This window comes from Pelagicoccus sp. SDUM812003 (assembly GCF_031127815.1).
GTDB lineage: Bacteria > Verrucomicrobiota > Verrucomicrobiia > Opitutales > Opitutaceae > Pelagicoccus.
Genome location: NZ_JARXHY010000019.1, coordinates 54598 through 81585 on the forward strand (window position 1 = coordinate 54598; position 26988 = coordinate 81585).

Consider the following 26988-nt stretch of genomic DNA (forward strand, 5'->3'; position numbering starts at 1 on the left):
GCACGCTTCCGATTGGGCGGTCAGTCCTTAGGGTCGGCCAGAACGAGGTCCGCCACCACCTCGTCGCCGTCCGCGAAGAAGTTGAGACGATGGTGCTTCACCACGCCCATGGTGGAGATGTACAGCTCGTCGCCGCTCAGGACCGTTGGGATAGTGAGGACCGAGGAATAACCGCGGTCCGCGAGGCCGTTCTTGAACGATCCCGCAAACACGTTGGTCAACTCGCCGCAGACGTCCGAGGTGATTTCGTAGTCCAGACCGTCCTTATCCAGACCGGTGATCTTAGCCGCGGATCGCTCCACGAATTTCGACTTCATGTAGAGATAGACCACACCGTGAACCTTTCCCACGAAGCCGACCGAGCCCACGTACACCATGCTCATCTCCTCGCCGCCGAGATCAGGTACGGGCGCTTTCACTCCCGAGAAATCCTTGCTGCTTCGATACTCAAGGCCGAAGCCCAGCATCGTCTTGAAAACGCTCTCAAGGGATTGAGAGATCATCTGGTCTAGTTCTTCGTCCGGGATATCGGGTAGGCTCATCTTGGATCTGTTTCCTGAATCGAATCGTCTTAAAACTCAACGACTTGAGAACTTGCTCGGCACAGTCGAGCAACATGGCGCGAAATCGGTTTTTTGCCAAATAATTTCAATTTTCAGCTACGCAATCCCGCGGGGACGCCCCTCGTTGGTTGAACCGAAGACTTTGCCTTTGCCACCCGCCTTAACAGCGAAAACAATGCCCATCATGCCTGCTGCCACAGAAAGCTTCTACGAAACCGACAAGGCCATTTCCGAATACCTGTTCTTCCACTATGGACGTGCCGAGGACTTTCTTTTCGAAGGCCTCGGTCCGGCAGAGGCGCTGGATTTCGCGAAACGCTGCGCGGAGCTCGCCTTGCGCCACCCCCTGGAGAAGGGACGCGCCCTCGATCTCGGCTGCGCCGTCGGACGCAGCGCCTGCGAGCTGTCGGCCCTCTTCGAGCAAACCATCGGCATCGACTACTCCCACGGCCTGATCGATGCCGCCAATCGCTTGCTGGAAAGCAAACGGGTCGAAATCAGCATCGCGGACGAAGGAGAGCTCACCAAGGCGATCGAAATCGAGATTCCACCAAACGCCCGTCCGGAAAGAGTCTCCTTCCGCCAAGGAGACGCCATGGATCTGCCCGGAGAGATCGGCGTTTTCGATTTCGTGCTTATGGCGAATCTGATCGACAGGCTGCCGGATCCTAGGCGATGCCTCAGCCGGATAGGCTCCTTCTTGAGCGCCGGGGGCATCCTGGCCATCACCTCGCCTTACACCTGGCTTGAAGAGTACACCCCAAAGAAAAACTGGCTGGGCGGCTATGCCGTAAATGACGTTCCCGTTCGCTCCTTTCAAACCTTGCAGCAGATTCTGAAAGCGCAGTTCGATCTGATCGAGACGGCGAATCTGCCTTTCCTCATTCGAGAGCATGCTCGAAAAAACCAATACAGCATCGCCCACGCCTCCCTCTGGCGAAAACGCTAGCTCCCACTCTTCCCGCCTTTCTGCTATACTTCTATCCTGTACCGATGATCTCACTACGCCGCATTCTCGGTCTTCTCGCCACCCTCCTATGCGCGCTCGTTCTCGCGAGCTGCGCCGAAACGGAGCCCGACAACACATTGGTCGTCGGCATGGAGCTTTCCTATCCGCCTTTCGAAATGTCGGACGAAAACAACCAGCCGACAGGCGTGAGCGTGGATTTGGCCAAAGCGCTCGGGGAACATCTCGACCGACCGATCCGCATCGAAAACATCGTATTCACCGGACTGATCCCTGCACTGAAGACCGGCAAGATCGATTTGATTATCTCCTCCATGACCGCTACCGAGGAGCGAGACCAGTCAATCGATTTTTCGGACCCCTACCTGAAGACCGGACTCTGCCTCCTCGTCGCTAAAGACTCCCCCATCCACTCCATCGAAGACGCCGACCGAGAAGGCCTTTCCATCGCGGTGAAACAAGGCACGACCGGGCACCTCTACGCGATGAACGAAATCGCTCAGGCCAGGGTGCTCACCTTGGAAAAGGAATCCTCCGCCGCCCTAGAGGTAGCCCAAGGCAAAGCGGACGCCTTCATCTACGATCAGATGTCGATCTATCGAAACTGGACCCGCCATGCAGATACGACTCGAGCCCTTCTCGATCCCTTCCAATCCGAGTCTTGGGTCATCGGCATCCAGGAGGGCGATTCCGAACTGCAGGCTCAAGTGAACGATTTTCTCCGAACGTTCCGCGAAAACAGCGGCTTCGAGGCCTTGGGAAACAAATACCTATCTGAGCAAAAGAAGGCTTTCCAGGAGCTAGGGTACCCCTTTTTCTTCTAGAGCGTGAGATCGCTGCTATTTGAAACCGAACCCAACGCCCCCCAGGCGACTCGGTTTCTCGCCAAGTGGTTCAGCGTACTGCTCGCGCTTTCGCTGATCTGCTCGCTGATACTCGCCGCATTCGCCTCGCTTCAGTACAATTGGAACTGGTCATCGGTTTTCAACTACAGAAACAAACTGCTGGGAGCCTGGCTGACCACCTTGCAAATCTCCTCCGTATCCCTTGTCTTGAGCAGCATCATCGGCGCTCTTTCGGCCCTTTCCTCCCGATCTCGCTTCCTCCCGCTACGCTACCTCTTTCGACTCTATGTCGAAATCACTCGCGGTACGCCGCTTCTGGTTCAGATCCTTATCTATTACTATGTCATCGCCGACGCCGCCCATATCGATAACCGCTACACCGTAGGGACATTGGTGCTGTCGCTCTTCAGCGGAGCCTATCTATCCGAGATATTTCGCGCCGGCATCGAATCCGTAGGCAGCTCTCAGCTCCTTTCCGCTCAAGCGATCGGTTTCGACTCGTATCAAACGTTTAGATACATCATTCTACCGCAAGCTTTGCGACAAAGCTTGCCCGCCCTAGCGGGACAATTCGCAAACTTGATCAAGGACTCCTCCTTGCTGAGCATCATCGCTATCAGCGAATTCACCCTAGCCGCTCAGGAAGTGAACGCCGCCACGCTCAGCTCCTTCGAGAGCTTCATCCCGCTCGCGATCGGCTACTTGATTCTAACCCTGCCAATCAGCTATCTATCGCGCTACATGGAGCGTAAGGTTTCTTTCGATACATGAAGATCGAGCTGAAAGACATTCGCAAGACCTACGGATCCACCGTGGCTCTCGACAAACTGACGCTCCGCCTCCCCGAAACGCGCAGCCTGATTCTCGTCGGTCCGTCAGGCGGCGGAAAATCTACTACGCTTCGCCTGATGGCGGGACTGGAAAAACCGGATTCGGGTAAGATCTTCTTCAACGGAAAATCTCTTCCTCAGGACGAAGCCGAACGACGAGCCTACCGAAAGTCGGTGGGGATCGTATTCCAGTCCTACAATCTCTTTCCTCACCTCGATGCTCTGGAAAACATAGCGCTCCCCCTTCGCAAGGTGCATGGAGTCGATCGCAAGACCGCTGAGGCGCGAGCTCTCGAATTGCTCGGGCGCTTCAAGCTGGCTTCCCACGCTCGGAAGCGTCCATATGAAATGTCCGGTGGACAGAATCAACGCGTCGCTATCGCGCGAGCCATGGCCCACGAACCGGAGGCACTGTTCTTCGACGAGCCCACCTCCGCGTTGGACCCCGAAATGAGCGCCGAAGTGCTCGATGTCATTGAAGAACTGATACAAACGGGAAAGCCTTGCATCGTCGTCACCCACCAAATGAGTTTCGCTCGCCGAGCTGGAGATCATATCGCATTCGTAACCAAGGGAAGAATCAGCGAGCTTTCGACCAGCGAGCGATTTTTCACCAATCCCCAAAATTCGGATACCGCTGCGTTTCTGGAAAAAGAGCTCCGCTATTGAGCGGATCCAAGCCTCGCAGGAACCAAGGGCTCGCACGCTGGCTAACGGACAAGGAAAACGAAGCCGACTGGTATCGGAAACCGGTGTCGATCGAGGGCGAGCTAAGCCGGCGAAGGCTCAGAGTCCCTTGAAGTAGCTGTCGAGAAGAGAAACTCTCTTCTTCTTTTTCTTGACGGGTTTGGGCTTATCAGCGGGCTCCACCAGCTCCACTTCCGCTTCCGTAAAACCATGCGATTTCGCCTTCTCCGGCTCATGAGTCGGCTTGGGCACCTTGGGCTCAGGTTTGTCGCGTTGCAGCTTGCCCTCCTTTTCCAGCTGGCTGGCCTTGGAAAGCACCCTGCTTGGCTTGGATTTCGGAAGCTTTTGAATATCGACGATATCGCCGAACTGATCGACCAACGATTCCGCCTCCACATCGACTTCCAGGTTTTCCAGCGACGCTGGATCGTCCAAGAGAGGCGATTCGGACGACTCGATGGTCTCTTCCGGCGTCTTGGGCGCTTCCGGCTCCGAGGCAGCTTCGAGTCCCCCATCTTCCGCCGAGGCCTGCGCTGCAAGGTCTTCCTCAACTAGATTCACGTCTCCGGAAACGAAATCCCGATCCGGTTCGCTTTCCTCCCATACCGGCGTTTCTCGCACCTGCTCATCCGTGTCAGGTGGCGTTTCCAGCGGATCATCCGACGCCATCGAAGCGTTCACGGCTTCGACGACCTCCTCGGTCGACTCCTGATTTTCATCCGCTGGCGATATCTCCTTTTCGGCGAAACTTCTTTCAACCACCGCGTCAATCTCGGCTTGCTCCGCTTCCGGTTCCGGCATCGGCATCTCCGTCGCTACCTCAGCACCACTTGTCTCCGAAGCTTCCTCCGGCATGCTCAATAGCGCTTCCTCGCTTCGCCCAGTCGGCTCGCTTTCACCGATGACTTCGGACTCGTCCGCTACCTGGCCCTCCTCAGTCTCCTTCACGCCTGAAAGAGGCTCCTCTTCGGCGACCGCAGAATCAAGCTCCTGCTCCATCGCTTCCGAGTCGATGGAATGAGTTCGCTCCGCCTTCTCGGAATCGGGCTCTCGATCTTTCTGGGCAACGACCGGAAGCTCGTCGCTCGCATCTTCATCAACGATCTGATTGTCAGGCGACTCTGAAAACACGGGCTCCTCTAAACCTCCGAAAGCCTCACCGCCAGCTGACCATTCGGCGGCATCCGGCTGGTGCTGCTTATCTGCGGACTGCTCGATCGGGTCCTCCGCCACACCATCGGATCCTGATAGCGTCCGTTCTTCCCCCTGCTCTCGATCCGACGAATCGACTGTCATTTCCGCTTCGCTGAGCGCATCGACAGTCTCCGTATCAGCGACCTCGGAGTCATCACCTTGCTTGGCGCTCGCTTCGAGCTCGCACGGTTCGTCAGCGAGGATCTGGGCAGCTGCCGAGTCAGTGTCTTCGCGTAATGGTTTCTCAGATACAAGCAGCGCTGCCTCGTCGAACGCCGGTTTGATCTCCAGCTCGTCTTCGACTTCCGAGGAATCCGACTCCTCCACTTCCGGGCGGAGCTGCGCCAGCCCTTGCTGCTGGGCAAGTTCGCTCAAACGACTGGAGCGCGAGCGACGCTCAGCAAGAACGGAAAATAGAGAACTATCTTTTTCTTCGCTTTCCATGGACGTATCGTAGCAACATAGCTGGCCACCGACCGGCTGTAAACGCTCTATCGGCCAGATCGCAGCTAAAGAATTGTTAAACAAGGCATAGGGCCTAATTTTCTTTGCCGCATCGATCGATCTGAACTCTTCTCAAGCAACCGAGCAGATGGCAAAGAAGATCAGTTTCCTCAACATCAAAGGCGGCGTCGGCAAGACTTCGCTCATCGTAAATATGGGGGCTTGCCTGGCCTATATGGGACGCCGCACCCTCATTGTGGATTTGGATGCCCAAAGCAATGCGAGCATCTGGCTGATGCGTCTGGACCGATGGAATACCCTAAACCGCGCCCCGGAAAAGTTTCTTCTTCACCTCTTTCGGGACCAAAACGCGAAGCTGTCGGACTGTATCCAGAAAAGCCCCATCCGCGATACCGATGGCGAAGAAATGCTACCGCGTCTCGATCTGGTGCCAGCATCCTTCACCTTGATGGATCTGGAGCACGAAGTACCCAGAAAGGAAGGACAGCCATTCTACGTTCGCTTCTTCGAAGCCCTCAAGTCGGTGGAAGATGAATACGACTTCATCCTTTTCGACTGCCCGCCAAACTTCTTCTACAGCACCCAGTGTGCGCTCTTCTCTTCGAATCATGTGCTGGTGCCCTCCAATCCGGACGCTTTGAGCATAATCGGATTTCATCTGCTGGTGGACAAGCTTTCCCGCTTCAAGAGCGACACCGCAGCTCATCGCAAACAGCTTTCCGCTCCCACTCCCGACATCATCGGTGTCGCTCTGAACGCAGTGAAACCAGGCACGAAGATCCACGTGCCGCTCGAGCGCTTCAACGCCCAGATCGATCGCTTCAAGCAGCAGGGCAAGGTCGCGCCCATGACGCACATCTATCCAGACCTGGTGCGTCACTCGGTCACCGTCGGTCGAGCAGTCATGATGGGCATCCCGACTGTGCTGATGTCAAAGCAGGACGCGTCCATCAATTTGGCAGAGGACTACATCAAGCTGACCAAGCACCTGCTGGAGCAGCTAGGCGACCCCGAGCCCGACGAAGAAGAGGACGGCGAATAAGCCCGCGTCTCTCCGTTCCCTGATTTTCGTAGCGCGCGTCAAAAGGCAGCCGCTGGAGCTGCGACGGTTTCTCGAGAAAAATTCCGTCAAAAACCCCTCGTCCGATTGCGATTCCGTGGAGAGAGACCGATTCGGTAGTACCTCTGGTACAAACGACGAGCTCTCGACCTTCATGAACCACTCACCATCGCCTTCCGCCCAGCGCCTTTTCGGCGTGGTGGCGCCCACGCGTCTTTGCCCAGAGCATCGGATCGTCGAGATCTCAAGGCCATGCCCTGCACATCCCATGCGACGGCGCCTGGCGGAGATCTCGGCCATTCCCCATCGACGATGAAGGTTGGAGGCTCACAGCGAAAAGCGGCGACTTCACTCCGGCGACGGGCGCTGCTTCCCATCTGCCTGCTTTCCGGAGCCAGTCCGGCCATTGCGATCGTCCTGTTAACCATCAGCGAGCCAGAGCGTTCCGATTCCTTCGGCATCCTGCTGCTTGCAGCGTTCCTCCTGATCGCCTTCGCAGCGCTTCTTCCCACGATCGTGGAACTGCGCATCATCCGCCCCCTCTCAAGAATCGACCGTTCGATCGACTCGAACCGCGATTCGCTAGAGCAGTTCCCCGAAACATCCTTCGCCAATGATGAGATCGGCCGGCTGGCGACCGCGTTGAAGGACAGCCGCATCGCGCTCCGAGAAAGCGTACGATCCGGACAGGCCCTTGCGGACGACCTGAATCTGCAGAAGCAAGCTCTCGACGCGCACGGCATCGTCAGCGAGACCGACTCCCAAGGACGCATCACCTACGTCAACGAGGCCTTTCTTCGGGCCAGCAAATACGCTCGAAACGAGTTGATCGGAAACACGCACCGCATGCTCAACAGCGGCATGCACTCTCACGAGTTTTGGCAGGAGATGTGTGATACGGTAGCCGAAGCAGGCAAATGGCGCGGCGAAGTGCGAAATCAGGCCAAGGACGGGACCTACTATTGGGTCGACGCCACGGTGGTAGGCGTTCGCGACGACCGAGGCGACATGGTGCGCTACATCGCGATCAGCACCGACATTTCCAAGCTCAAGCAGGTCGAATTCGAATTGTTGAAAGCGAATGAGGAAAGCAGATCGCGCTTGCAGGAGGCTCGAAACGCGCGCGAGCTGGCAGAGGCCGCTGCCTTAGCGAAAAGCAAGTTCCTCGCTACCATGAGCCACGAAATCCGCACGCCCATGAATGGATTGATCGGCGTGCTCCACCTGCTGGAGGATGGCATGCCCAGAGAGAAACAAAAGCTGCTGGAAACCGCCTTGAACAGCGCTGACGACTTGCTGGTCCTGATCAACGACATACTGGACTTCTCAAAAATCGAGGCAGGCAAGATGACGCTCGAATCGGTCTCCTTCGACGCTCTGCAGGTCCTGGAGGAGGTTTGCCAGCTTCACTGCTCGAACGCTCATCAAAAGGGGCTCGAACTGGTGGCGCACTGCTCTCCGGAACTTGAGCGCCAAACGGTTGGCGACCCCGTCCGGGTTCGGCAGATCCTTTCCAACCTGATCGGAAACGCCATCAAGTTCACCCAAGCCGGCAGCGTGAGCGCTCGTGTGCGGCGGAAGGGCGATCTCATTCGGTACGAGGTCATCGATACCGGAATCGGCATCGAGTCGAAAATCATCGATCGGCTCTTCGAATCGTTTTCCCAGGCCAACTCCAGCACAACGCGTGAATTCGGCGGCAGCGGTCTTGGACTTTCCATATGCAAGCGCTTGTCCGAGCTGATGAACGGGGAGATCGGAGTCGAAAGCGAGGTTGGCAAAGGATCGACCTTCTGGCTGGAATTTCCTGAAACCTCCGAAATGGAAAAGTCCGATGCTCCACGTTTCGACCGCGGACTGCATTCGGGAAAAAACGCTCTACTCCTTGAGCCAAAGGATCTTACCCGATCGCACATCGCCGATTGGCTCGAAAACTGGGGCGTCACGCTGCAGATTCCAGCCTTGAACGGCCCGGATGGCTGCATCGATCTTTCGGATACATGGAAATGCGACGCCGCTTTGGACTACGTCATCGTCGAGTATCAGACCTACCTGGAGAACGAACAGCATCTCGATCGTATCTGCAATATGGTTACAAAAACGATCGTATTGCACGAGTCCCATATCTCGCCCGGGCAGCTCGGACTCTCGGATTCTCAAACGCCTCTTGCCAAACCTGTGCGGGTGCAAAACCTGTTCGACGCCCTCTCCGCTTCGCCGACCTCAGCCCACGACTCTAGGGCCCCGGACCTCCGTCCGTCCTCCACCAGCGAAGTCGACCTTAAGATTCTCGTCGTGGACGACAACGTTACGAATCGACTCATCGCAGTGCAACTGATCAAGCAGCGCCATGGCATCAAGGCGGACAGCGCGTCGAGCGGAAGGGAGGCGATCGAACGGCTGAGCGAGAACCAGTACGACATCGTATACATGGATTGCATGATGCCAGACATGGATGGATACGAAACGACGAAGCGCATCCGCTCCGGAGAAGCAGGCGAAGCGAGCGCCGAAGTCCCGATCGTCGCCCTCACCGCAAACGCCATGTCAGAAGACAAAGGCAAGTGCATAGAAGCAGGCATGAGCGACTACATCAGCAAGCCGATTTCTCCCATCACCCTATCCGAAACGCTTGTCAGGTGGCGCGATTCGAAGCACCAGCCATTTCTGAATACGCCATTGCACGCCCAGCGACAGGACTCTCTTCCTGAAACCAACTCGAAAACGGATACTAACATTTTGGATACGCAGAAACTTGCCGAGATCTACGACGAGGACTGGGACATCGTATCTGAAATGCTACAGATTTTCGAGGAGGGCATGCACGAGACCCTGACATCGCTTCGAGAGGCCATCGAAAACGGTCCCGACAAGGACAAGGTTCGATTCTTCGCTCATCGCATGCGCGGCAGCTCAGCCGAATTCGGGGCGAACGAGCTCTTCGAGGTCACGAGAAAAATGGAGGAGTTCTGCGTCGATGAAAAACTCGATCAAGCGATCGAGCTCTTTCCAGCGGCCAACGACGCAGCGAAGCGAGTCGCCGAGCAGATTCAACGATTCAACAGCTAGTATCCCTGTCTCGAATACATTTTTCGAAAGTCGGTTCTAGCCTTTTATGATCGCATCGATGCGAGCGAGCTCCTCGTCGCTGAATCGAGTATTCGCAACACCCTTGACGTTTTCGGCGATTTGCTGGGTGGAGCTTGCTCCCACCAAAGCGGAGACCACCGTCGAGCGCTTGAGCACCCAAGCGATCGCCATCTGAGCGAGCGTTTGGCCTCGTTCGCTTGCGATTTCATTGAGCGCCCGAGCAAGCGTCTGGCGTTCGCGAACCGTTTCCTCGCTAAGAAAGTGGTTACGCGTGGCCCGCGACTGAGCGGGTATGCCCTCGAGGTATCGATCGCTTAGGATTCCCTGTTCCAATGGACTGAATACGATCGCTCCCATGCCAAGCTCATCGAGCGTATCCAACAATCCACTCTCTGGGCGACGATCGATCATGTTGTAGCGTGGCTGGTGGATCAAACAGCGAATGCCCCTGCTCTTCAATTCAGCGTAAGCCGCCGCGGTCTGTTCGGCGCCGTAGTTCGAGATTCCGACGTACAGAGCTTTCCCCGAACGCACCGCGTACTCCAGAGCGTCCACCGTCTCCTCGATCGGCGTCTCCGGATCCGGACGATGCGAATAGAAGATATCCACATAGTCCAGCCCTAGACGATGCAGGCTCTGATTCAGGCTAGCTACCAAATACTTCTTTGATCCACGATCGCCGTAGGGGCCAGGCCACATGTCGTACCCCGCTTTGGTAGAAACGATCAACTCGTCACGATATGACTCGAAGTCCTTTTTGAGGATGCGGCCGAAATTCGTTTCCGCTGAACCGGGAACCGGACCGTAGTTATTCGCAAGATCGAAGTGAGTAATTCCCTCGTCGAATGAGAACCGCACCAGCTCGCGAGCGTTGTCAAAATCGTCTACGCTGCCGAAATTGTGCCAGAGGCCTAAGGATATTGGCGGTAGCTTAAGACCGCTGCGCCCGCAGCGCTTGTATTCAACTTTTTGATATCTGTCTTCAGCTGGCGAGTAGCTCATAGAGGGGGGGGCAGAGGGTTCGCGATACGAAATTCAGCCCGATAGTGCTAGCCGCCAAACCAAAGGATGCAAATCATTCAGACGTTCCAACTATAGAAAGACGCGATCAAGCGACCGTTGGCGGAGAACGGACCGCCGTTCCTAGTCTCCCGGGATCTCACCAGTCAGCCTGAGCCAGAGCTCTTCGATCACGTCGAAAATCTTGAGGTATTCCCTCAACCCGCTCGGCTTAGTCATGTAGCAATTGGCGCACAGCTCGTAGCTGGCGATCATGTCCTCCTGATCCTTCGACGTCGTGAACACGATGACTGGAATGTCAGCTAGATCGCTGTCGGCGCGGATTTCGCGCAGTACCTCCACCCCGTTCACGAGGGGAAGGTTCCAATCGAGCACGATGATGTCGGGGATGACGGCCCGAAACGCCGCTCCTTCGCGCCTGAGGTAGCGCAGGGCCTCGCCTCCATCCTTGACGACATTGAGGTTGGCAGGAAACCGCGCCTTCCCCATGGCCATCTCAAAGAGACGCACGTCTGTGTCGCTGTCTTCGATGAGAAGAATCTCTAAGCGTGACCCGGATCCTGGCATTAGAGGTATTACAGATGCGCTTACGTAACAAGGTCAAGCACCGCTCGTCTGCCAAAAAAAAGACCCTCAGGATGAATAAACGCAGCTAATACTCGCCCTACACGCCGCTACTGATCCGCATGAAGCGACAGCTATCGGGTGGTGAACTGTCGCTCCGTGGCGAAGGATCAGGACTGATCGAAGCCGAAATACTCCATGGCGTTTCCGAAGCAGATGGCTTTCACCATTCCTCCAACCAGAGCCAAATCGCGTGGGATTTCCCCTTTCACGATGTCGTTGCCCAACAAATTGCAAAGGATGCGACGGAAGTACTCGTGCCGCGGGTAGGAGAGAAAGGAGCGGGAATCGGTCAGCATGCCTACGAAGCGGGAAAGCAAGCCGAGCTGAGAGAGCGCGTTCATCTGGGCCTCCATGCCTTCCTTTTGGTCAAGGAACCACCAGCCGCTGCCCATCTGCAGCTTGCCCGGCACCGTCCCGTCCTGGAAGTTGCCCAACATGGTCGCCATGGCGTAGTTGTCGGCGATGTTGAGGTTGTAGAGAATCGTCTTGGGCAGCTCCCCGGTCTCGTCGAGACTGTCGAGAAAGCGGCTCATGCGCTGCACTTGCGGGAAGTCGCCAATGGAGTCGAACCCGGTGTCGGGTCCGAGGGTACGCATCATGCGACTGTTGTTGTTGCGGATGGCCCCCACGTGCAGCTGCATGGTCCAGTTCTTCTTCGCATTGAGGCGACCGACCTCCCGCATCACGAAAAACGCGAACGCCTCCTTTTCTTCCGCCGTGGCGGCTTCGCCTGAACGGGCCTTGGAGAAGATCCTCGCCACGTCCGCTTCGCTGGTTTCCGCGAAGAAGCAGCGCTCGAGTCCATGATCGGACAAGCGAGCTCCGCTGTCGTGAAAAAACTGGTGGCGATCCGCCAACCCTGCGAGCAAGTCCTGCAAGCTATCGACGTCCGATCCGGTCGCGGCGGAAAGGGCATCCACCCAGGCGTTGAAGGCCACGGGCCGGTCCACGTTCAGCGCCTTGTCAGGCCGAAACGTCGGCACGACCTTGGTATCGATGCCCAGCTCGCGGATCGTGGCATGGTTTTCCAACGAATCCACCGGGTCGTCGGTGGTGCCCACGACCTTGACCTTGAACTTCTCGAGGATGCCGTGAGCGCTGAGCTCGTCGGTCTTCAGTTTCTGGTTGGCCGCCTCCCAGATCTCCTTGGCTGTGTCCTCGTTGATAAGAACATCGTCGATGCCGAAATAGCGTTTCAGCTCGAGATGGCTCCAGTGGTAGAGCGGATTGCGCAGGGTGTAGGGAACGGTGCGACACCATGCGAGGTGCTTTTCGTAGGGATCCGCGTCGCCCGAGCAATAGACTTCCGGCACGCCGTTGCTGCGCATGGCCCGCCACTTGTAGTGATCCCCGCCCAACCAGATTTCGGCGAGGTTTTCGAAGCGGCGGTTGTTCGCCACGTCCTCGGGAGGCAGGTGGCAATGGTAGTCGCAAATCGGCTCGTCCTTCGCGTACTCGTGGTAGAGCTCGCGAGCGACATCCGTCTGCAGGAGGAAATCGTCGTGAATAAATGACATGCTAACAGGGGTTGGAAGTGACTGAAATCCTGCCAGAGTTCAAGCGAGCAACGGACTCAGATGGTCATTGCGGCATACCCGCCATCGACGAGGATCTCGGCGCCGGTGATGAAAGAGCCCGCAGAGTCGGATGCGAGCAGCAAGGTCGCCCCGATCAGTTCCTTCGCTTCGCCGAAGCGCTTCATCGGGGTATGGCCCATGATCTGGCCTACGCGTTCCTCGGTGAGGACCTTGCGATTCTGCTCGGCCGGGAAGAAGCCGGGCACGATGGTGTTGACGCGGATCTTCTGCGGAGCCCACTCGCGGGCGAGGTTCTTGGAGAGATTGTGCACCGCGGCCTTGGTGGCGGAATAGGTGAACACGCGAGAGAGCGGCGTCACACCGGACATGGAGCCCACGTTGATGATCGAACCGCCCTGCCCTTTCTCCAGAAAGTACTTGCCGAAAACCTGGCAGCTGAGGAAGACCGCCTTGGTGTTGATGTCGAAGAGTCGATCGTATTCGTCCTCGGGAATGTCCAGAAATGGCGTCGGCGAGTTGGCGCCGGCCCCATTGATCAGAATATCCACGCCTCCATGGGCTTCGCAGACTCGCGCCAGCAAATCCCGGATGGACTGCTTGTCGGCGAGGTTGGCTGTCTCGAAGGTAGCCTTGCCTCCCGCTTGCTCGATCTTGGCGATGCGAGCTTGAGCCTTTTCCTGGCTTCGACCCACGAGCACCGTCGTCACGCCAGCGCCGGCCAAGCCTTCCGCCATCGCTCCGCAGAGTTCTCCGGTGCCGCCCACTACGACCGCCACCTTGCCATCCAAATTGAAGAGTTCGTTTAGATAATCGCTCATAATAGCTTGGGCCGGCCCGAAGGCCGGCCTCCTGTTTTTGAAATGCAAACGCCTAGCGTACGACGCGAGCGCCGCCGCCGCCCATGATCTTTTCCACTTCCTTCACCGTGGCCATGGACGTGTCCCCCGGCGTGGTCATGGCGAGCGCTCCGTGAGCCGCTCCGTAATCGACCGCCTTGGCAGGATCGCCGGTGGTGAGGAATCCATAAATCAGGCCGGAGGCGAAACTGTCGCCACCGCCTACGCGGTCCATGATCTCCAGGTCCGGATAGGCGCGAGACTCGAAAAATTCGCCCCCGTGCCAGCAGATCGCTCCCCAGTCGTTGACGGTAGCGGTCTTGACCGCTCGCAGCGTGGTGGCGGTCGCCTGGAAATTCGGGAAGGTCGCCACCGCTTGCTCGATCATCTTCTTGAAGGCGCCGATATCGATCTTGGAAATGTTCTCGTCCACGCCCTCGACCTCGAAGCCGAGACAGGCGGTGAAATCCTCTTCGTTGCCGATCATCACATCGACGTACTTGGCGATTTCTCGATTCACTTCCTGAGCCTTGGCGTGGCCGCCGATGCTCTTCCAGAGGGACGGACGGTAGTTGAGATCGTAGGACACGACCGTGCCGTGCTTCTTCGCCGCCTTGACCGCTTCGATCACCACGTCCGGCGTGGTTTCCGACAGGGCCGCGTAGATACCACCGGTATGGAACCAGCGAACGCCCTGCTCGCCAAAGAGCTTCTCCCAATCGATATCGCCCGCCTTCAGCTGGCTCGCCGCGGTGAGGCCGCGGTCTGGCACGCCGACCGCGCCGCGAATGCCGAACCCGCGCTCGGTGAAGTTCAAGCCGTTTCTCACTTCGCGACCCAAGCCATCGTACGGCTTCCATTGTATCCAAGAAGTGTCGACGCCTCCTTGCATGATGAAGTCTTCGACCAAGCGTCCAACGTCGTTGTCGGCGAACGCCGTCACCACGCCAGCCCGCAGGCCGAAGCACTTGCGCATGCCGCGAGCCACGTTGTACTCGCCGCCGCCTTCCCAAGCCCTGAAGCTTCGAGCGGTGCGGACCCGCCCTTCACCCGGGTCAAGGCGCAACATGACTTCGCCCAGAGAGACGATGTCGTACTTACAAGAATCAGCAGGTTTGATTTCAATACTCATGGTAGTTCCTAAATCTGTTTTCGAGTCTATGGATTAGTCCTTGGCGACCGGAAGGCCCGCGACATCCCAAGCTGGCATTGCGCACTCTTCGGCCAGTTCGTTGAAAGCGGCGATTTCCGCTTCGCTGAACAGCAGGCCGCCGTTCCTTTCGCTGCGAGCAGCGGAGCCCGCTTCGATCTGTCCCGGCAGCAAGCAGTTTTCGTTGCCGTGCCCGAGAATGTCGTCGAGCACCGCTTTTATATTCTCCTTTTGGCTGCGTCCCTTGGCGAACGCCCCGGCGCTCATGGCGTCCGGGTGGATGACCTGGAAGTAGAAGCAGGCGGTGTGCTTTTCCTCCTTCAACTCCCAGCTACGGTTGCGAACCGTCGGCAGCGAACCGCCGATGAAACCGCCCACGATCTCGTTGATCAGGCTAAGGCCGTAGCCCTTGTGAGCGCCAAAGGGAATCAACGCGGCGGCAGCCTTGGGATCGGTGGTGATGTTGCCATCCTTGTCCACCGCAGCATTGGGAGGCAAGCTAGCCCCCTCGCGAGCTAGCTGCTGCACGCGGCCCATGGCGATAACGGAGGTCGCCCAATCGATCACGATAGGAAAGCCAACCGCGTCCGCCGTCGGAAAGCCCCAGCTGTGCGGATTGGTGCCGAGCGTGGGATACTTGCCACCGAAGGGGACCACCTCCGCGAGAGCCGCAGTGCAATTGGTGTAGGCGATGTAGCCGCGCTTGGCCGCTTCCATCACATAGCCTCCGCCCCAAAGGTAGTGGAAGGCGTTGTCGACCGAAACCTGCCCCACGCCGTACTTGTCCGCGAGTTCGATGCAGGTTTCGAGCGCTTCGTACGCGGTGGCCTGTCCAAGCTTGCGGTTCGCGTTCCAAACCTGGCTCGCTTCGAATCGAGTATCCAATTTCTCGATGCTAGCCCCAGGGACGCATCCTTCGGAGCCGGATCCGAAGAGATGATCCAAGTGCAGCGCCTTCAGGGCGTTGTGCGTGCGAATGCCGTGCCACGAAGCGTAGGTGGCGAATTTCGCCGCATAGGCGGCTTCCTCTTCCGTGTACCCACGATGCTTATACGCCGCGGCGACAAGTTCGTTGTGGGATTCCTCGGATACGATGCGAAAAGTCTCTTTCATGTCGTTTTTCGTCGTCAGGTTCGCTTAAGCGTTTGGAGCCCATGGGGCTTTGTTGGCTTGAGCCTCGGCTGGCTTGCCGTTGAAAAAGTTCAGCAGATTGCGCGTAGCCATGCCCGCCTGACGCTGCACCGATTCGAAGGTGCGCGAGCCGATGTGCGGCGTGATGATGCAGCGGGGAGCGGAGAGCAGCGCATGATCCTCGGGCGGCGGCTCCACATCGAGCACGTCGGCGCCGTATCCGCCCACCTTGTCCGACTTCAAAGCAGCCGCCATGTCCTGTGGATTGACCAGCTCTCCTCGAGCGCAATTGATGATAACGACTCCGTCCTTCATGGTAGCGATGCTGTCTGCATTGACCATGTTCTCGGTCTCCGGGGTCAAGTTCGTATGCAGGCTGATGATCTCAGACCGTTTGAAAACCTCCGCGATGGAATCCAGGCGCTCCACATCGTACTGGTTGGCGAACTCCTCCGGCCAATAGATGTCGTAGCCTACGATCTTAAGACCAAAGGCCTTGGCTCGAATCGCTACTTCTCGTCCAATGCGACCCAGACCCACGATGCCGATGGTCTTGCCCATGATCTCGTGCCCGGAAAGCCGTTTCCAGTTGCCCGAGCGCGTGTAGTTGACCTCGTCCACCAGGTGGCGGAAGAGAGCCAGCATGAGCGAAAAGGTGTGCTCCGCCACCGTGGTGTGGTTGACCCCGGGGCAAAAGGTCAGCGGCAAGCCGACCTTTTCGGTATGGGCCACGTCGATCTTGTCCAGACCGATACCGTACTTGGAGAGGATCTTCAGGCGCGGCAGAGCCTTGTCGATCACAGCGGCGGTGATCGCGTCGTCCCCGCAAATCATGCCGTCGATATCGCCCACCAGCTCGAGCATTCTCTGCTCGGGCAGCGGACCGCGCTCGCGAATGATTTCGAAGCCGGATTCCTCAAGCATTCGATGATGGTCTCCAGGTATGTCCTGGAAGGACGTAGTGGTCACAAGAATACGTGTTGTCATAGCAAAATAGGTAAGACTGTGGTTATGCGAACGCCTTGTCAGTCGTCCCTACCGGAGCCGAACTAGTTCGAGCAAACGGTCGGACGGATGTCATCCAGGAAGGCGTGGAACGTTGAATACGATTCGAGCTTTCGGGAAACCTGATCGCAGATCTCCGTCGAAACGATTCCGGTGTTCTCAGCGAGGAACACGATGTAGCTCGCCACCCTGCGGGCGTATTCGAGACGCCCCTGCTCGCTGATGGAATAGAAACGGGCTCTCTGCTGGTAGCCGGCTGGCGAGTGGTCGCCCAGGGCCGACTTCTCCGGCTGCCCGTTCGCGGCGAGGACGTAGAGAAAGTTGTATTCGAACCAGAACATGTGCTCGGAACTTGGCTCAAGCGCCTCCAGAGCGGCGCGGCAGGTCTCGGCGGATCCGAACACGTCGGTCGGCTGCTCCTCCAAAGTCAATGCCGACACGATGAACTCGCGGGCCATCTTTCGCTCCGAATCGAGATCGCTGAAGGCCCCGGCTACCGCAAGATCGATGGTGAACCGGTACCAGTCTCTCCAGAGCTCCTGGTCGGCCTCGTCCTGCGACCGGGAGAGCGCCACGCCCATTTCGTAGGTGTAGCGGCCGCTGGTCTTGATTTCCAGATTGCCGCCCGTCACCTCTCCCATGACCTGATAGTTTTCGGCCGACTTGCCCGATCCGGAGTGAAAGCCGATGCTCACTCCGAAAGTGGAGCAGACCTGCCACTGCCGATCGATCAGCTGGCGCAGCTCCTCATTGTCCGGGTAAGGCATGTTCTTCTGAAAGCCGAAGGCCGGTGCCACGTAGTTGACCGGCATTTCCATCGCCTCGCACAAGGCGAGCATCACCGCTGTCGTTTCCGGCGTGGTGAGCCCCGGCAGCTCGTCGATGGAAAGCTCGCGCAGGTACTGCCGACCGACCTCGGTGGTGAACGCCTTTTCGCGAGCGGCGCGGTACTTTTCGTCTCTGGCCTTCATCTTGAGCATCGATGGCCAGACGTAGCACAACAGCTTGTCCAATGCGTCCGGAGCCACCTTCAAGCCCGCGTCGGCGACTCGGTCCGCCACCTTCGCCACCAGATCGGAATCGATATTGGCAGCCACGAAGGCCCGGCGCTCCACCGCGGACGCCGGAGCTTCCGTTTGAGCGAGTTCAGGCGAGAGATCGAATGTGATGTACGATGCGAACAGGCAGCCCGCCACCAGCTGGTCCTCGCGCTGATCGAACTTTCCTCCGATCGGCTGGTGGTCCGCGTTGAAGCTCCAGTTGATGCCATTGAGATGAAAACCGGTTTTCAGCTTAGCCATGATACAGCCGTGGCTCATGCCTTCCACCGACTGCCCCTGGTGTCCCTCGGGCACATTGGCCCCGATGAACGGAAAGGGCACCGTGTCCAACGCGTCGGAGAGCATGGCATCCACGTCGAAAACCAGCTCCCGCGGAATGCTGTTCTGGTTGGCGGTGACCCCGATGCCCAGATTCGCCATAGCCCAATCGACACCAGGCCAATGCAAGGTGGTGAAGCGGGCTCCGATACCCAAGGTGCTGCTAGCGAGCTTGCCCGAGGCCGTGGGAAAGATCGAGCTCTCCGGATTAGCCTCCTGCACCAGATTCTTCATCCGGATCAGGTTCTCGAAACTAGCCGGAAAATAGTGCGAACCTTGGTGCTCGAATCCGTCCTCCAGCGCTTCCCTACCCGCCTCGCCCTCCGAGGCGTCCAGCTTCCAGGCGTGATCCCCGTGAGCGTTCTCCAACAGGATCCAGGAGCCAACAGCTGTAGCAAACGCGCTGTGCTCATGCAGCTCGATTCCGATATCACACTCGATGTCTTCCTTGAGGCCTTCCCAGTCCAGACAGAAGTCCGGACTGACGCAGGGGTTCGACTTGATCCGTAGATCGTTGCTCAAAAGAAAGTTATTAATCCGTTTCATAATAAATATGTGTCACGTGTAGGCTGACGCGAGCGGCTTTTTCCGAAGGACAACCATAGAGACGAGATTCCCGCGCGGAATCAACCATAATCTAACACGTGTAAGTTTCCGGGCGACGCTTTTACATATTCGCGAGATAGCATGGGCGCTTCAGCTGGAGGAGCGAACGAGCAGCTTAGGCTGCACTTTCACGACCGGAGTTTCGGTACGGTGGTCGCCGTCGACGAGCCCCTGCACCATCTTTATGGCGTGTTCGATCATCTCGGCAACGTTCTGGCCGACGGTAGTGAGCGCCGGCTCGGTCCACTGGCCGACATCGAGGTTGTCGAATCCGACGACCGAAAAGTCCTTGGGCATGGAATAGCCCCACTCGCGGATGGCCTTCATGGCGCCGATGGCCACTCGATCATTCAGGGCGATCACGCCACGAGGCGGGTTCTCCATCTGCAGTAAGCTCTGCCCGAGATCGTAGCCATACTCGTAGGACCAATCCTTGCGCCCCTTCTCGAAAATGGATTGGAAACTTCCTTCCCAATCGATCTCCAGCTTCTCGGCAGCAGACTTCAAGCCCGCGATACGCCGCGAGCCATAGACCGGATCGCTTTCCAAGCCCAGCAAGGCGAATCGCGTATGCCCCCGCTGCTTGAGGTGGCGCAGGCAAAGCAGCATCGCCATCTCGCGGTCCAGCTCGACGCGCGATAGCGGTATTTCGTGCACCGCGTCCACTGTGACCACTGGCATGGACTCGCTCCTCAGGCGGGCGAACAAGGGGTCCTCCGGCTTGAGCTCGGAGCCGAACAGGATCAGTCCATCCACGCGCAGCGAAAGAAAGTGGTTTATGATGTCCCGCTCCATTTCGGGGATCCCGGAAGTGATTTCTATCACGCCCCTCAGCCCTCGCGACCGTAGGCTCTCCTGCAAGCGCGCGATCTTGCGAGCGAGAATGGGAGACTCGATCTCCTGCAGACAGATGCCGATCAACCCGGTCTTCGCTCCGCGCAAACTGCGAGCCATCATGTTGGGATGGAAGCCGATTCGTTCCATCTCCTTGAGCACGCGCCGTCGCGTCTCTTCGTGCACGCCGGTGTGACCGTTGAGAATACGAGAAACGGTCCATCGGGATAGACCAAGGTACTTGGCGAAGTCCCCGACGGATCGTATGTTCGTCTCTTCGTTGCTTCGTGACATCTCGTAGTTCCTTACACTCTAATCAAAGCCCTACCAGGCTAGGCAACCACATTGAGAGCTCCGACACGTAGGTGATCAGCATCAGCCCTAGGAACATGGCGATGAAAAAGGGAATCATGAATGGCGTCACCCGAGCGATGGTGGTATTGCCCACCCCACAACCGAGGAACAGGCAGGTGCCGACCGGCGGCGTGCACAGACCGATGCAGAGATTGGCGATCATGATGATGCCGAAGTGAATGTCCGTGATGCCCAGGCTGTTTGCCACCGGCAGGAAGATCGGCGTGAAGATCAGCACCGCTGGCGTCATATCCATGAAGGTGCCCACGAAGAGTAGCAGCAGGTTGATCAGCAGCATCACCACCAGCGGGTTGTCGGAAACCGTAAGCAGCGCCTCCGAAACGGTTTGCGGGATGTTGGCGATCGTCATGATCCATGACATGCCGGCGCTGGCGCCGATGAGCAGCATGATCACCGCAGTGGTCACGCCGGCTTGCAGCAGGATCTCCGGCAGCTGCTTCAGACTGACCTCGCGATAGACCATCACTGTCAACACGAAGGCGTAGGCCACCGAAATCGCCGACGCTTCGGTCGCCGTGAAGACGCCAGCCAAGATGCCGCCAATCACGATGATCAGAAGCAGCATACTCAAGATGGCTCTACGAAAGGCTACGACAATGTCCGAGAAACTGGACTTTTCGCCAGCCGAGAGCTTCTTGCGAGTCGCGACGACGTAGCACACCAGCATGATCAGAAGCCCGATCAGGATGCCCGGCAGAATGCCGGCCATGAACATCGCGGCGATCGACACCGAGCCGGAGGCCACCGCGTAAACGATCATGATGTTGCTGGGCGGGATCAGCAGGCCGGTGGTGGCCGCGGTCGTGGTGATGGCGACGCTGAATTCGTTGTTGTAGCCCTTCTTCTTCATCTCCGGCAGCATGAAGCCGCCGATGGAAGTCACCGCGGCAGCGGCGGAACCGGAAATAGAGCCGAAGAGCATACACGTCATGGTGTTGACGTAGCCAAGGCCCCCGGGGAAGCGGCCCATCAAGGCGGCCGCGAAATCCATCAGACGCCTCGCCATGCCGCCACGTCCCATGAGCAAGCCGGAGAGAATGAAGAAAGGGATGGCCAGCAAGGCAAAGCTGTCGATGCCGTTGGCCATTTTGGAAGCGATCATCAGCTCCGCGTCGTGTCCGTCAGCGAGCATGGCGCACATGGAGGCGAAGCCGATGGCCACCGCGATGGGCACGTTCATCAGAAGCATGCAGGTGAAAACGATCACCAGGATAAGGACGACCTCGATCATGACTCGCCCTCCTCCAGCTTCGCAGGTTCGAATATGCTCTCCAGAAGCTGCTCGAAGAGAATCACGGCCATGAAAACGCCACTAGCGGGCAAGGCCGCGTAGGCCCACCATTTCTTGATCGGAAGAGCGATCATGGTCTGGCCGGATTCCATGGTATCGCGCACCAATGCGATTCCGCCAACGAGAAAAACGATCACCGCGAACGCCAGCGAAAGCGAGGCTCCGATGATGCGGTTGAACTTGCCGGCGCTGGGATGAAGCTTTTCCGCGAAATAGTCCAGACCGAGGTGGGCCTTGTGACCGAATGCCACGCTGGCGCCGAACACCGAGACCCAAACCAGCAGCAAACGGGCGAGCTCCTCGCTCCATTTCGCCTGCTGGCCGAGCAGGTAGCGCGAAGCCACTCCCCAGCACACGTCCAGTACCAAAGCGGCCATGAGCAGGATGACGACCCACTGCAAGACGCCGGTCAAACCGCGCCGAACGGCCCCGGCCTGTTCCAAAAACTGATTCTTAGCCTGCGCCATGACCTACTCCGCCTCCTCGATTTTCGCCAGCCAAGGCGCCACCGGCGTTCCCTCCAACGTCGCCCGAATCGGCTCGCACGCCGCCTGGAAGAGGGCCGGATCGCAGTCCACTATCTCCACTCCCGCTTCCTGCACCGCTTCCAGTGATTCCCTAGTCTTCACCGCCCAGAGCTCTCTCTGGTAAACGGACGACTCGTCCGCAGCGGCCTGCAGCCAAGCCCGCTGCTCTTCGGAAAGCGAATTCCAGACCTTGGTGCCGATCATCAGCAGGTCCGGCACGCGGGTGTGAGCGTCAGGGGTGAAGTATTTGCAGACCTCGTAGTGGCGGCTGCTCTCGAAGCTCGGCGGATTGTTTTCCGCTCCATCCACCACCCCCTGAGCCAGTGAGGAGTAAAGCTCGCCCCAAGCGATCGGCGTGGGCGATCCGCCTAGAGCCTCCACCATGGCGATGGCCATGCGGCTGTTCTGCACACGTATCTTCATGCCTACCAAATCCCTCGGCTCGCGGATCGGCTTTTTGGTGCTGTAGAAATTTCGGCTGCCCGCGTCGTAGTAGCAAAGCCCGCGCAAGCCGGTAGATTCCCCGACCGCCAGCAAATCATGCCCGATCTCGCTATCGAGCACATTCCAGAAATGCCCCTCGTCGCGAAAGAGATAAGGCACGCCGAAAACCCCTAGCTCAGGGATGAAGCTTTCCATGGCAGCCGTGGAGGTCTTGGACATGGCCAGCACCCCGCTTTGCAGCTGCTCGATGCACTGTACTTCAGATCCCAATACGCCACTAGGATAGATGTCGATGGTCATGCTCCCGCTGGAGAGCTCTTCGAGGCGTTCCTTCATCCTGACCATTCCCAGATGCACAGGATGCGAGGTATCGAGTCCGTGGGCGAGCTTGAGCACCCGGGTGTTGGCGCCAACGCCGCCGCCGGACGCTAAAAAGGAAAACACCGCGCTGCAGACCAAGGCTCCGAGAACCAAGCCGAGAGCGAGGAATGAAATAGACTTTCTATCCATGGGGATTGAGGGAACGAATTTACAAAGGGACTACTGTTGAAGAACGAAGAGTCTTCGGCTAGCAACGTTATTACCAGTCAACTTTCCGCAGGGGCAACGCTATCTAAAGCGGGTTGCCCCAAAGATCGGTCTTCTCTCCGGTGTTCATGCGCACATTGTCGAAGAGCAGCCCTTGCACGTTGAGCAGCACGCTAGGCTTCTGCACGCCTTCGAACTGGCAATCGATCAGATGGAGATCGGTGATGGGCGTGTGCTCGTAGCCTTTGATGAACATGGCGTACTTGCTTTCGCGGCTCACCAGGCGACGCACCACTATGTTTCGCACCACCGGAGCGAAATCGCCCGCGTCCCCCTCCTCGTACAGGAAATTGACCTTTATCACGGAGTCCTTGACCACGCCCACTTGCACGTCGCGCACGAAGATGTTTTCGATCAAGCCGCCGCGGATGGAGTTGGTCTTGATGCGCAGGGCTCTATCCAGATTCGGGCTGCTCATCTCGCAGTTCTCAACAAACACGTTGCGAACGCCGCCGGAAATCTCGCTGCCGATGACCACCCCGCCATGCCCGTCGACCATCTTGCAGTTGCGAATGATGATGTTCTCCGAAGGCACGTTGACGCGGCGTCCATCGTTGTTGCGGCCCGATTTGATGGCGATGCAGTCGTCGCCCGTATCGAAATGACAATCCTCGATCAGCACGTCCTTGCTGCTCTCCGGGTTGCATCCGTCGTTGTTGGAGCCATGGCTGATCACCGTGACGCCGCGAACGATCACATTGCGGCAAAGCACCGGGTGAATCTCCCACATGGGGGAATTGATGATCTTCACTCCCTCGATGAGCACGTTTTCGCAGCGATAGGGCTGCAGGAAATTCGGGCGCAGGAAATCGCCTTCGCCAAACACTCGCTCCTCCACAGGGACGCCATCGGCCACCATCTGCGTCAAGCGATCGCGGGCGGGAATCTGCTTCGCTCCTCCAGGGGCGGACTTGACGTTCCAATCGAGCCAATTGTCCAAGGTCGCTTGCCCATCGAGCGTGCCCTCGCCAGTGACCGCGATATTCTTCTGCTCGAAGGCATAGATCAAGGGCGAGTAGTTGTAGCACTCCATGCCTTCCCAACGCGTGAAAACCGCCGGCAGGTACTTCGAGAAATCAGTGCTGAACTTCACCACCGCTCCCTTTTCCAGATGCAGATTCACATTGCTCAGGAGGTGGATCGGCCCCGTCAGAAACTCTCCTTCAGGCACCAGCACCTTGCCTCCTCCAGCAGCGTTACACGCCTCGATAGCTGCGGCGAACGCAGCGGAGGAATCGTTCTTCACTCCCGCCTTCGCTCCGTATTCGCGAATATCATACACCGCGTCCGGAAATGCGGGCGCTTGAATCCTCTCGAGTATCTCCTCCGCCACCAACCATTCGTAGGCCTCCTGCTTGGAAACGGCCACCTCCGACTTCGCTGACAAGGAACCATGGCCCAAGCCACTTGAAACCGCCAACATACCCAGACTCGCAACAACGCTCTTAAAATTCATAATCGATAAGCTTCTAGTTCTTCAACATTTCAGATACCTGCAAACCGGCCATCACGAACGGCCCAATGCCCTTGGGATCGTTTTCCACAACCGGTTCGCTCATGTAGTACTCGTAGCTCCCATCACGCCCGAAGCCCAAGCCAGCCACCCGACAAATGTGCGTCAAGCTGGTGGTGCCGTCGGGGTGCAAGCTAACGAATTCGGTCAGCATTCCCTCCCAAGCCTCTCGAACGTTCTCGCGATAGCGATCGTCGAGCCAGCCATAGTTAACCCCTTTCGCCAACATGTAGGTGAACATGCTGCTTGCGGAGGACTCCAGATAGTTGCCCGGAGCATCCGGCATGTTGAGGATTTGATACCAAACGCCCGTTTCCGGATCCTGAACCTTGACCAAGGCCTCCGCCAAATCGTTCAGCAAACGCTGCATCTGCTTCGACTCCTCGGAGTCCTCCGGAAGCATTTCCAGCACATCCACCAGAGCCATGGCGTACCAGCCCAGTCCACGTCCCCAGAAATACTTGGATCGACCGGTTTCCGGATCCGCCCAAACCTGTTCGCGAGCCTCGTCCCATGCATGCCAATACAAACCAGATTCCGGATCGCGTAGTTGTTCTTCTACTACGAGAAACTCATGCAAGGCCAGCTCCAGTTCCTCGCCGCCGTTGAACGCGAGTTCGTAGCCGACCAGGAAGGGGATCCCCATGTACACGCCGTCAAGCCACACCTGCCACGGGTAGCGCTTCTTGTGCCAGAAGGCGCCGTTCTTGGTTTTGGGATGCTCTTCGAGCTGTTGGCGAATCTCATCCGCCGCGATGCGGTAGCGCCGCTCGCCGGTTTCCTTGTACAGCTGCAGCAACATCTTTCCGGAATTCACCTGATCGATGTTGTAGCTGTGAAAATCGTAGGTTGAGATGCTTCCATCTTCATTGACATAGGACGAGATCACCGACTCCGCCCATTCCGCGTAACTCTCCTCACCCGTGGCCAAGGCCAGATCGTGCACCGCCTTGCTGATCAAGCCCGTGGTGTAGGTCCAGCGCGCCACGCGCTCCGCCTCCGGATCGTATTGCTCATGGGCCAAGGTCGAACCGCGACGCTTCAAAATGGAGTCAGCCATGACCTTGGTCCAGTGAAGCGCGTTCTCGGAGTCGACCTTCCCCTGCGTCAGCTTCTCGTCGAGCTTCGAATAAACCGTGACGCGCGGAGCAATCGTCAGGTCGCGAGCGGTTTCCTCTAGGTACGCTTCGAACGCTTCCTTGCTCTTGATCCCGCCAGGTTCCTTGGACCAGGCCGCCAGGAAGGCGTACTCCACACCCTTGATGGTGCGATCGAACACGGCCAGCTCGTTCTGATCATCGGAAGTAAACTTGTCCAAATTCTTCTCCCTGACCAAAATCGCCATTCCCATATCGGATCCATCGAGCGCCTGCGGTCCCCAGCTCGCAAGATAGGTATACGCCTCGCCCGTGATATCCCGACTGCCGGTGAACACTTCGTTTCCCTCATGCTTCACCAGCCCCGCGCAAAACTTCTCCGCTTGCTCGCTGGGGCGTAGACGCACCCAGCTCAAGCGACTGCCAGCATGTATTGAAATATCGGCGACAAGATCCATTTTCTCCTGTCCAGCGCCTTCCCAGCCTTGGTAGGTCGTCCTGAACTGGCTCAGCACCGGACCGTTTTCCAGGATCTCGCACGTGAGAGCTTGCGTTTTCGAGATGCGCTCCGCGGCGCCGTCCACCCAAATGCCGTAGCCGCCCGAACCGAGCGAACTGCCGACCTTCAGGATGTCCATACCCCAATCCGCTGGCTCATGGTAGGAATCGAAACCGTCCTGGCCAACGTCCTTGAGCACCATGGCTGGCGTCAGTTTTCCAAAAATATCAAATCCGTTTCGCCAGTCCAAATAGAAGCGGTATCCAACTTTGTCGGACTCCCAGCCCGGCCCCTCGTAGCGGATGTAGTAGCTGTGGTCCTTGTGGTTTGGAGGCGTGGTCAAGCTGCGCACATTCTCGAATTCGCCGCCGTGGTATTCCTGCCCCTCCCACTCGCCACCGAACTTTCGCGAAATTTCGGCGAACGTGCGGGGCGGAAAAATGTTCGCCTGCGCCGCGTCGGCGTCCACCCGAATGTCCAAGGTCGTTTCCTCAACCGGGGAAAAGTCCAGCAAGACGCTCACCGTATCCGCCAATCCATTACCATTTTTATCCCAAGCTTGGGCCCGCACGGGTATATGCCCATCCATGGCGATGACGAACTCGGCTTCCGACGCGCCTTCTTCAAGACCGAGGTCCACCATGCGCAAATCGACTTTTTGATCGAGACGCAGATTTTCGGTCGGATTGGCGATCTTGACCGTCGCTAGGCGTTCCGATGCGAACAATGGGCTGACGATCAGCAGACTGGCGCCGAGAATCGTCCGACATGAGCTTTTGGTAACTATCATTTCCAATTCAGGATGTTAAGGTAAAGGTTCTAAGAAA

22 protein-coding genes are annotated in these 26988 nt (G+C 57.8%); 6 read left to right on the forward strand and 16 right to left on the reverse strand.

Annotation, left to right across the window (positions count from 1 at the left end; translation table 11 throughout):
* Window positions 1–20: 20 nt before the first annotated feature.
* Window positions 21–542: a chemotaxis protein CheX gene (locus QEH54_RS20210; protein ID WP_309020529.1), complete on the reverse strand. Its 522-nt coding sequence runs from the start codon at window positions 540–542 to the stop codon at window positions 21–23.
* A 205-nt stretch (window positions 543–747) separates the two neighbouring features.
* Here QEH54_RS20210 and QEH54_RS20215 point away from each other — a divergent pair, with 205 nt between their 5' ends.
* From QEH54_RS20215 to QEH54_RS20230, 4 genes are read left to right on the forward strand one after another with little or no spacing between them, the layout of a single operon-like run.
* Window positions 748–1512, forward strand: coding sequence for a putative 4-mercaptohistidine N1-methyltransferase (locus QEH54_RS20215; RefSeq protein WP_309020530.1), 765 nt, complete (start codon window positions 748–750; stop codon window positions 1510–1512).
* 44 nt (window positions 1513–1556) lie between these two features.
* Window positions 1557–2354, forward strand: a complete 798-nt coding sequence (locus QEH54_RS20220) for a transporter substrate-binding domain-containing protein (RefSeq protein WP_309020531.1) — start codon at window positions 1557–1559, stop codon at window positions 2352–2354.
* A 3-nt stretch (window positions 2355–2357) separates the two neighbouring features.
* On the forward strand, window positions 2358–3146 hold the full coding sequence (locus QEH54_RS20225) for an amino acid ABC transporter permease (protein WP_309020532.1): 789 nt from the start codon (window positions 2358–2360) through the stop codon (window positions 3144–3146).
* Window positions 3143–3874 (forward strand): amino acid ABC transporter ATP-binding protein, encoded by a 732-nt coding sequence (locus QEH54_RS20230; RefSeq protein ID WP_309020533.1) that lies wholly within the window; start codon window positions 3143–3145, stop codon window positions 3872–3874. The genes QEH54_RS20225 and QEH54_RS20230 overlap by 4 nt, the downstream gene beginning before the upstream one ends.
* A gap of 117 nt (window positions 3875–3991) precedes the next feature.
* On the opposite strand, the gene QEH54_RS20235 is transcribed toward QEH54_RS20230, so the two are convergent.
* Window positions 3992–5461, reverse strand: coding sequence for a hypothetical protein (locus QEH54_RS20235; RefSeq protein WP_309020534.1), 1470 nt, complete (start codon window positions 5459–5461; stop codon window positions 3992–3994).
* Between the two features lie 217 nt (window positions 5462–5678).
* On the opposite strand from QEH54_RS20235, the gene QEH54_RS20240 reads away from it, so the two are divergent.
* Both QEH54_RS20240 and QEH54_RS20245 read left to right on the forward strand, forming a co-directional pair.
* Window positions 5679–6593, forward strand: a complete 915-nt coding sequence (locus QEH54_RS20240) for an AAA family ATPase (protein WP_309020535.1) — start codon at window positions 5679–5681, stop codon at window positions 6591–6593.
* A 330-nt stretch (window positions 6594–6923) separates the two neighbouring features.
* Window positions 6924–9680: an ATP-binding protein gene (locus tag QEH54_RS20245; protein ID WP_309020536.1), complete on the forward strand. Its 2757-nt coding sequence runs from the start codon at window positions 6924–6926 to the stop codon at window positions 9678–9680.
* Window positions 9681–9716: 36 nt separating this feature from the next.
* On the opposite strand, the gene QEH54_RS20250 is transcribed toward QEH54_RS20245, so the two are convergent.
* From QEH54_RS20250 to QEH54_RS20315, 14 genes are all read right to left on the reverse strand, one after another.
* The gene (locus QEH54_RS20250; protein WP_309020537.1) at window positions 9717–10703 is read right to left on the reverse strand and encodes an aldo/keto reductase; all 987 of its coding nucleotides are present in this window, start codon (window positions 10701–10703) and stop codon (window positions 9717–9719) included.
* Window positions 10704–10844: 141 nt separating this feature from the next.
* A complete protein-coding gene (locus QEH54_RS20255) occupies window positions 10845–11288 on the reverse strand; it encodes a response regulator (protein WP_309020538.1) in 444 nt (147 codons plus the stop codon).
* A 167-nt stretch (window positions 11289–11455) separates the two neighbouring features.
* Window positions 11456–12865: a glucuronate isomerase gene (uxaC, locus tag QEH54_RS20260; RefSeq protein ID WP_309020539.1), complete on the reverse strand. Its 1410-nt coding sequence runs from the start codon at window positions 12863–12865 to the stop codon at window positions 11456–11458.
* A 56-nt stretch (window positions 12866–12921) separates the two neighbouring features.
* Entirely contained in the window at window positions 12922–13704 is a 783-nt protein-coding gene (locus QEH54_RS20265; RefSeq protein WP_309020540.1) for an SDR family NAD(P)-dependent oxidoreductase, read from the reverse strand.
* Window positions 13705–13756: 52 nt separating this feature from the next.
* The gene (locus QEH54_RS20270) at window positions 13757–14854 is read right to left on the reverse strand and encodes a sugar kinase (protein WP_309020541.1); all 1098 of its coding nucleotides are present in this window, start codon (window positions 14852–14854) and stop codon (window positions 13757–13759) included.
* A 33-nt stretch (window positions 14855–14887) separates the two neighbouring features.
* Window positions 14888–15985 (reverse strand): Ldh family oxidoreductase, encoded by a 1098-nt coding sequence (locus QEH54_RS20275; protein WP_309020542.1) that lies wholly within the window; start codon window positions 15983–15985, stop codon window positions 14888–14890.
* Between the two features lie 24 nt (window positions 15986–16009).
* The gene (locus QEH54_RS20280) at window positions 16010–16927 is read right to left on the reverse strand and encodes a phosphoglycerate dehydrogenase (protein WP_309020543.1); all 918 of its coding nucleotides are present in this window, start codon (window positions 16925–16927) and stop codon (window positions 16010–16012) included.
* 125 nt (window positions 16928–17052) lie between these two features.
* The gene (locus tag QEH54_RS20285; protein WP_309020544.1) at window positions 17053–18933 is read right to left on the reverse strand and encodes a tagaturonate epimerase family protein; all 1881 of its coding nucleotides are present in this window, start codon (window positions 18931–18933) and stop codon (window positions 17053–17055) included.
* 150 nt (window positions 18934–19083) lie between these two features.
* On the reverse strand, window positions 19084–20121 hold the full coding sequence (locus tag QEH54_RS20290; RefSeq protein ID WP_309020545.1) for a LacI family DNA-binding transcriptional regulator: 1038 nt from the start codon (window positions 20119–20121) through the stop codon (window positions 19084–19086).
* Between the two features lie 22 nt (window positions 20122–20143).
* Window positions 20144–21433, reverse strand: a complete 1290-nt coding sequence (locus tag QEH54_RS20295) for a TRAP transporter large permease (protein ID WP_309020546.1) — start codon at window positions 21431–21433, stop codon at window positions 20144–20146.
* Complete coding sequence (locus QEH54_RS20300; protein WP_309020547.1) at window positions 21430–21960, reverse strand: TRAP transporter small permease; 531 nt, start codon at window positions 21958–21960, stop codon at window positions 21430–21432. Before QEH54_RS20300 ends, QEH54_RS20295 begins: the two co-directional genes overlap by 4 nt.
* Window positions 21961–21963: 3 nt before the next feature.
* Window positions 21964–22974 (reverse strand): TRAP transporter substrate-binding protein, encoded by a 1011-nt coding sequence (locus QEH54_RS20305; RefSeq protein ID WP_309020548.1) that lies wholly within the window; start codon window positions 22972–22974, stop codon window positions 21964–21966.
* 103 nt (window positions 22975–23077) lie between these two features.
* Window positions 23078–24508 (reverse strand): glycoside hydrolase family 28 protein, encoded by a 1431-nt coding sequence (locus QEH54_RS20310; RefSeq protein WP_309020549.1) that lies wholly within the window; start codon window positions 24506–24508, stop codon window positions 23078–23080.
* 13 nt (window positions 24509–24521) lie between these two features.
* Window positions 24522–26951: a glycoside hydrolase family 88 protein gene (locus QEH54_RS20315; protein WP_309020550.1), complete on the reverse strand. Its 2430-nt coding sequence runs from the start codon at window positions 26949–26951 to the stop codon at window positions 24522–24524.
* Between the last annotated feature and the right edge of the window lie 37 nt (window positions 26952–26988).

What these genes read in the sequence shown, in the direction of transcription:
- QEH54_RS20220 (WP_309020531.1), top strand. Translation starts at nt 1,557, where the DNA reads ATGATCTCACTACGCCGCATTCTCGGTCTTCTCGCCACCCTCCTATGC.
- QEH54_RS20270 (WP_309020541.1), bottom strand. Translation starts at nt 14,854, where the DNA reads ATGAGTATTGAAATCAAACCTGCTGATTCTTGTAAGTACGACATCGTC.
- QEH54_RS20315 (WP_309020550.1), bottom strand. Translation starts at nt 26,951, where the DNA reads ATGATAGTTACCAAAAGCTCATGTCGGACGATTCTCGGCGCCAGTCTG.
- QEH54_RS20300 (WP_309020547.1), bottom strand. Translation starts at nt 21,960, where the DNA reads ATGGCGCAGGCTAAGAATCAGTTTTTGGAACAGGCCGGGGCCGTTCGG.
- QEH54_RS20255 (WP_309020538.1), bottom strand. Translation starts at nt 11,288, where the DNA reads ATGCCAGGATCCGGGTCACGCTTAGAGATTCTTCTCATCGAAGACAGC.
- QEH54_RS20265 (WP_309020540.1), bottom strand. Translation starts at nt 13,704, where the DNA reads ATGAGCGATTATCTAAACGAACTCTTCAATTTGGATGGCAAGGTGGCG.
- QEH54_RS20285 (WP_309020544.1), bottom strand. Translation starts at nt 18,933, where the DNA reads ATGAAACGGATTAATAACTTTCTTTTGAGCAACGATCTACGGATCAAG.
- QEH54_RS20210 (WP_309020529.1), bottom strand. Translation starts at nt 542, where the DNA reads ATGAGCCTACCCGATATCCCGGACGAAGAACTAGACCAGATGATCTCT.
- QEH54_RS20280 (WP_309020543.1), bottom strand. Translation starts at nt 16,927, where the DNA reads ATGCTTGAGGAATCCGGCTTCGAAATCATTCGCGAGCGCGGTCCGCTG.
- QEH54_RS20295 (WP_309020546.1), bottom strand. Translation starts at nt 21,433, where the DNA reads ATGATCGAGGTCGTCCTTATCCTGGTGATCGTTTTCACCTGCATGCTT.
- QEH54_RS20250 (WP_309020537.1), bottom strand. Translation starts at nt 10,703, where the DNA reads ATGAGCTACTCGCCAGCTGAAGACAGATATCAAAAAGTTGAATACAAG.
- QEH54_RS20275 (WP_309020542.1), bottom strand. Translation starts at nt 15,985, where the DNA reads ATGAAAGAGACTTTTCGCATCGTATCCGAGGAATCCCACAACGAACTT.
- QEH54_RS20230 (WP_309020533.1), top strand. Translation starts at nt 3,143, where the DNA reads ATGAAGATCGAGCTGAAAGACATTCGCAAGACCTACGGATCCACCGTG.
- QEH54_RS20310 (WP_309020549.1), bottom strand. Translation starts at nt 24,508, where the DNA reads ATGAATTTTAAGAGCGTTGTTGCGAGTCTGGGTATGTTGGCGGTTTCA.
- QEH54_RS20245 (WP_309020536.1), top strand. Translation starts at nt 6,924, where the DNA reads ATGAAGGTTGGAGGCTCACAGCGAAAAGCGGCGACTTCACTCCGGCGA.
- uxaC (WP_309020539.1), bottom strand. Translation starts at nt 12,865, where the DNA reads ATGTCATTTATTCACGACGATTTCCTCCTGCAGACGGATGTCGCTCGC.
- QEH54_RS20215 (WP_309020530.1), top strand. Translation starts at nt 748, where the DNA reads ATGCCTGCTGCCACAGAAAGCTTCTACGAAACCGACAAGGCCATTTCC.
- QEH54_RS20305 (WP_309020548.1), bottom strand. Translation starts at nt 22,974, where the DNA reads ATGGATAGAAAGTCTATTTCATTCCTCGCTCTCGGCTTGGTTCTCGGA.
- QEH54_RS20290 (WP_309020545.1), bottom strand. Translation starts at nt 20,121, where the DNA reads ATGTCACGAAGCAACGAAGAGACGAACATACGATCCGTCGGGGACTTC.
- QEH54_RS20240 (WP_309020535.1), top strand. Translation starts at nt 5,679, where the DNA reads ATGGCAAAGAAGATCAGTTTCCTCAACATCAAAGGCGGCGTCGGCAAG.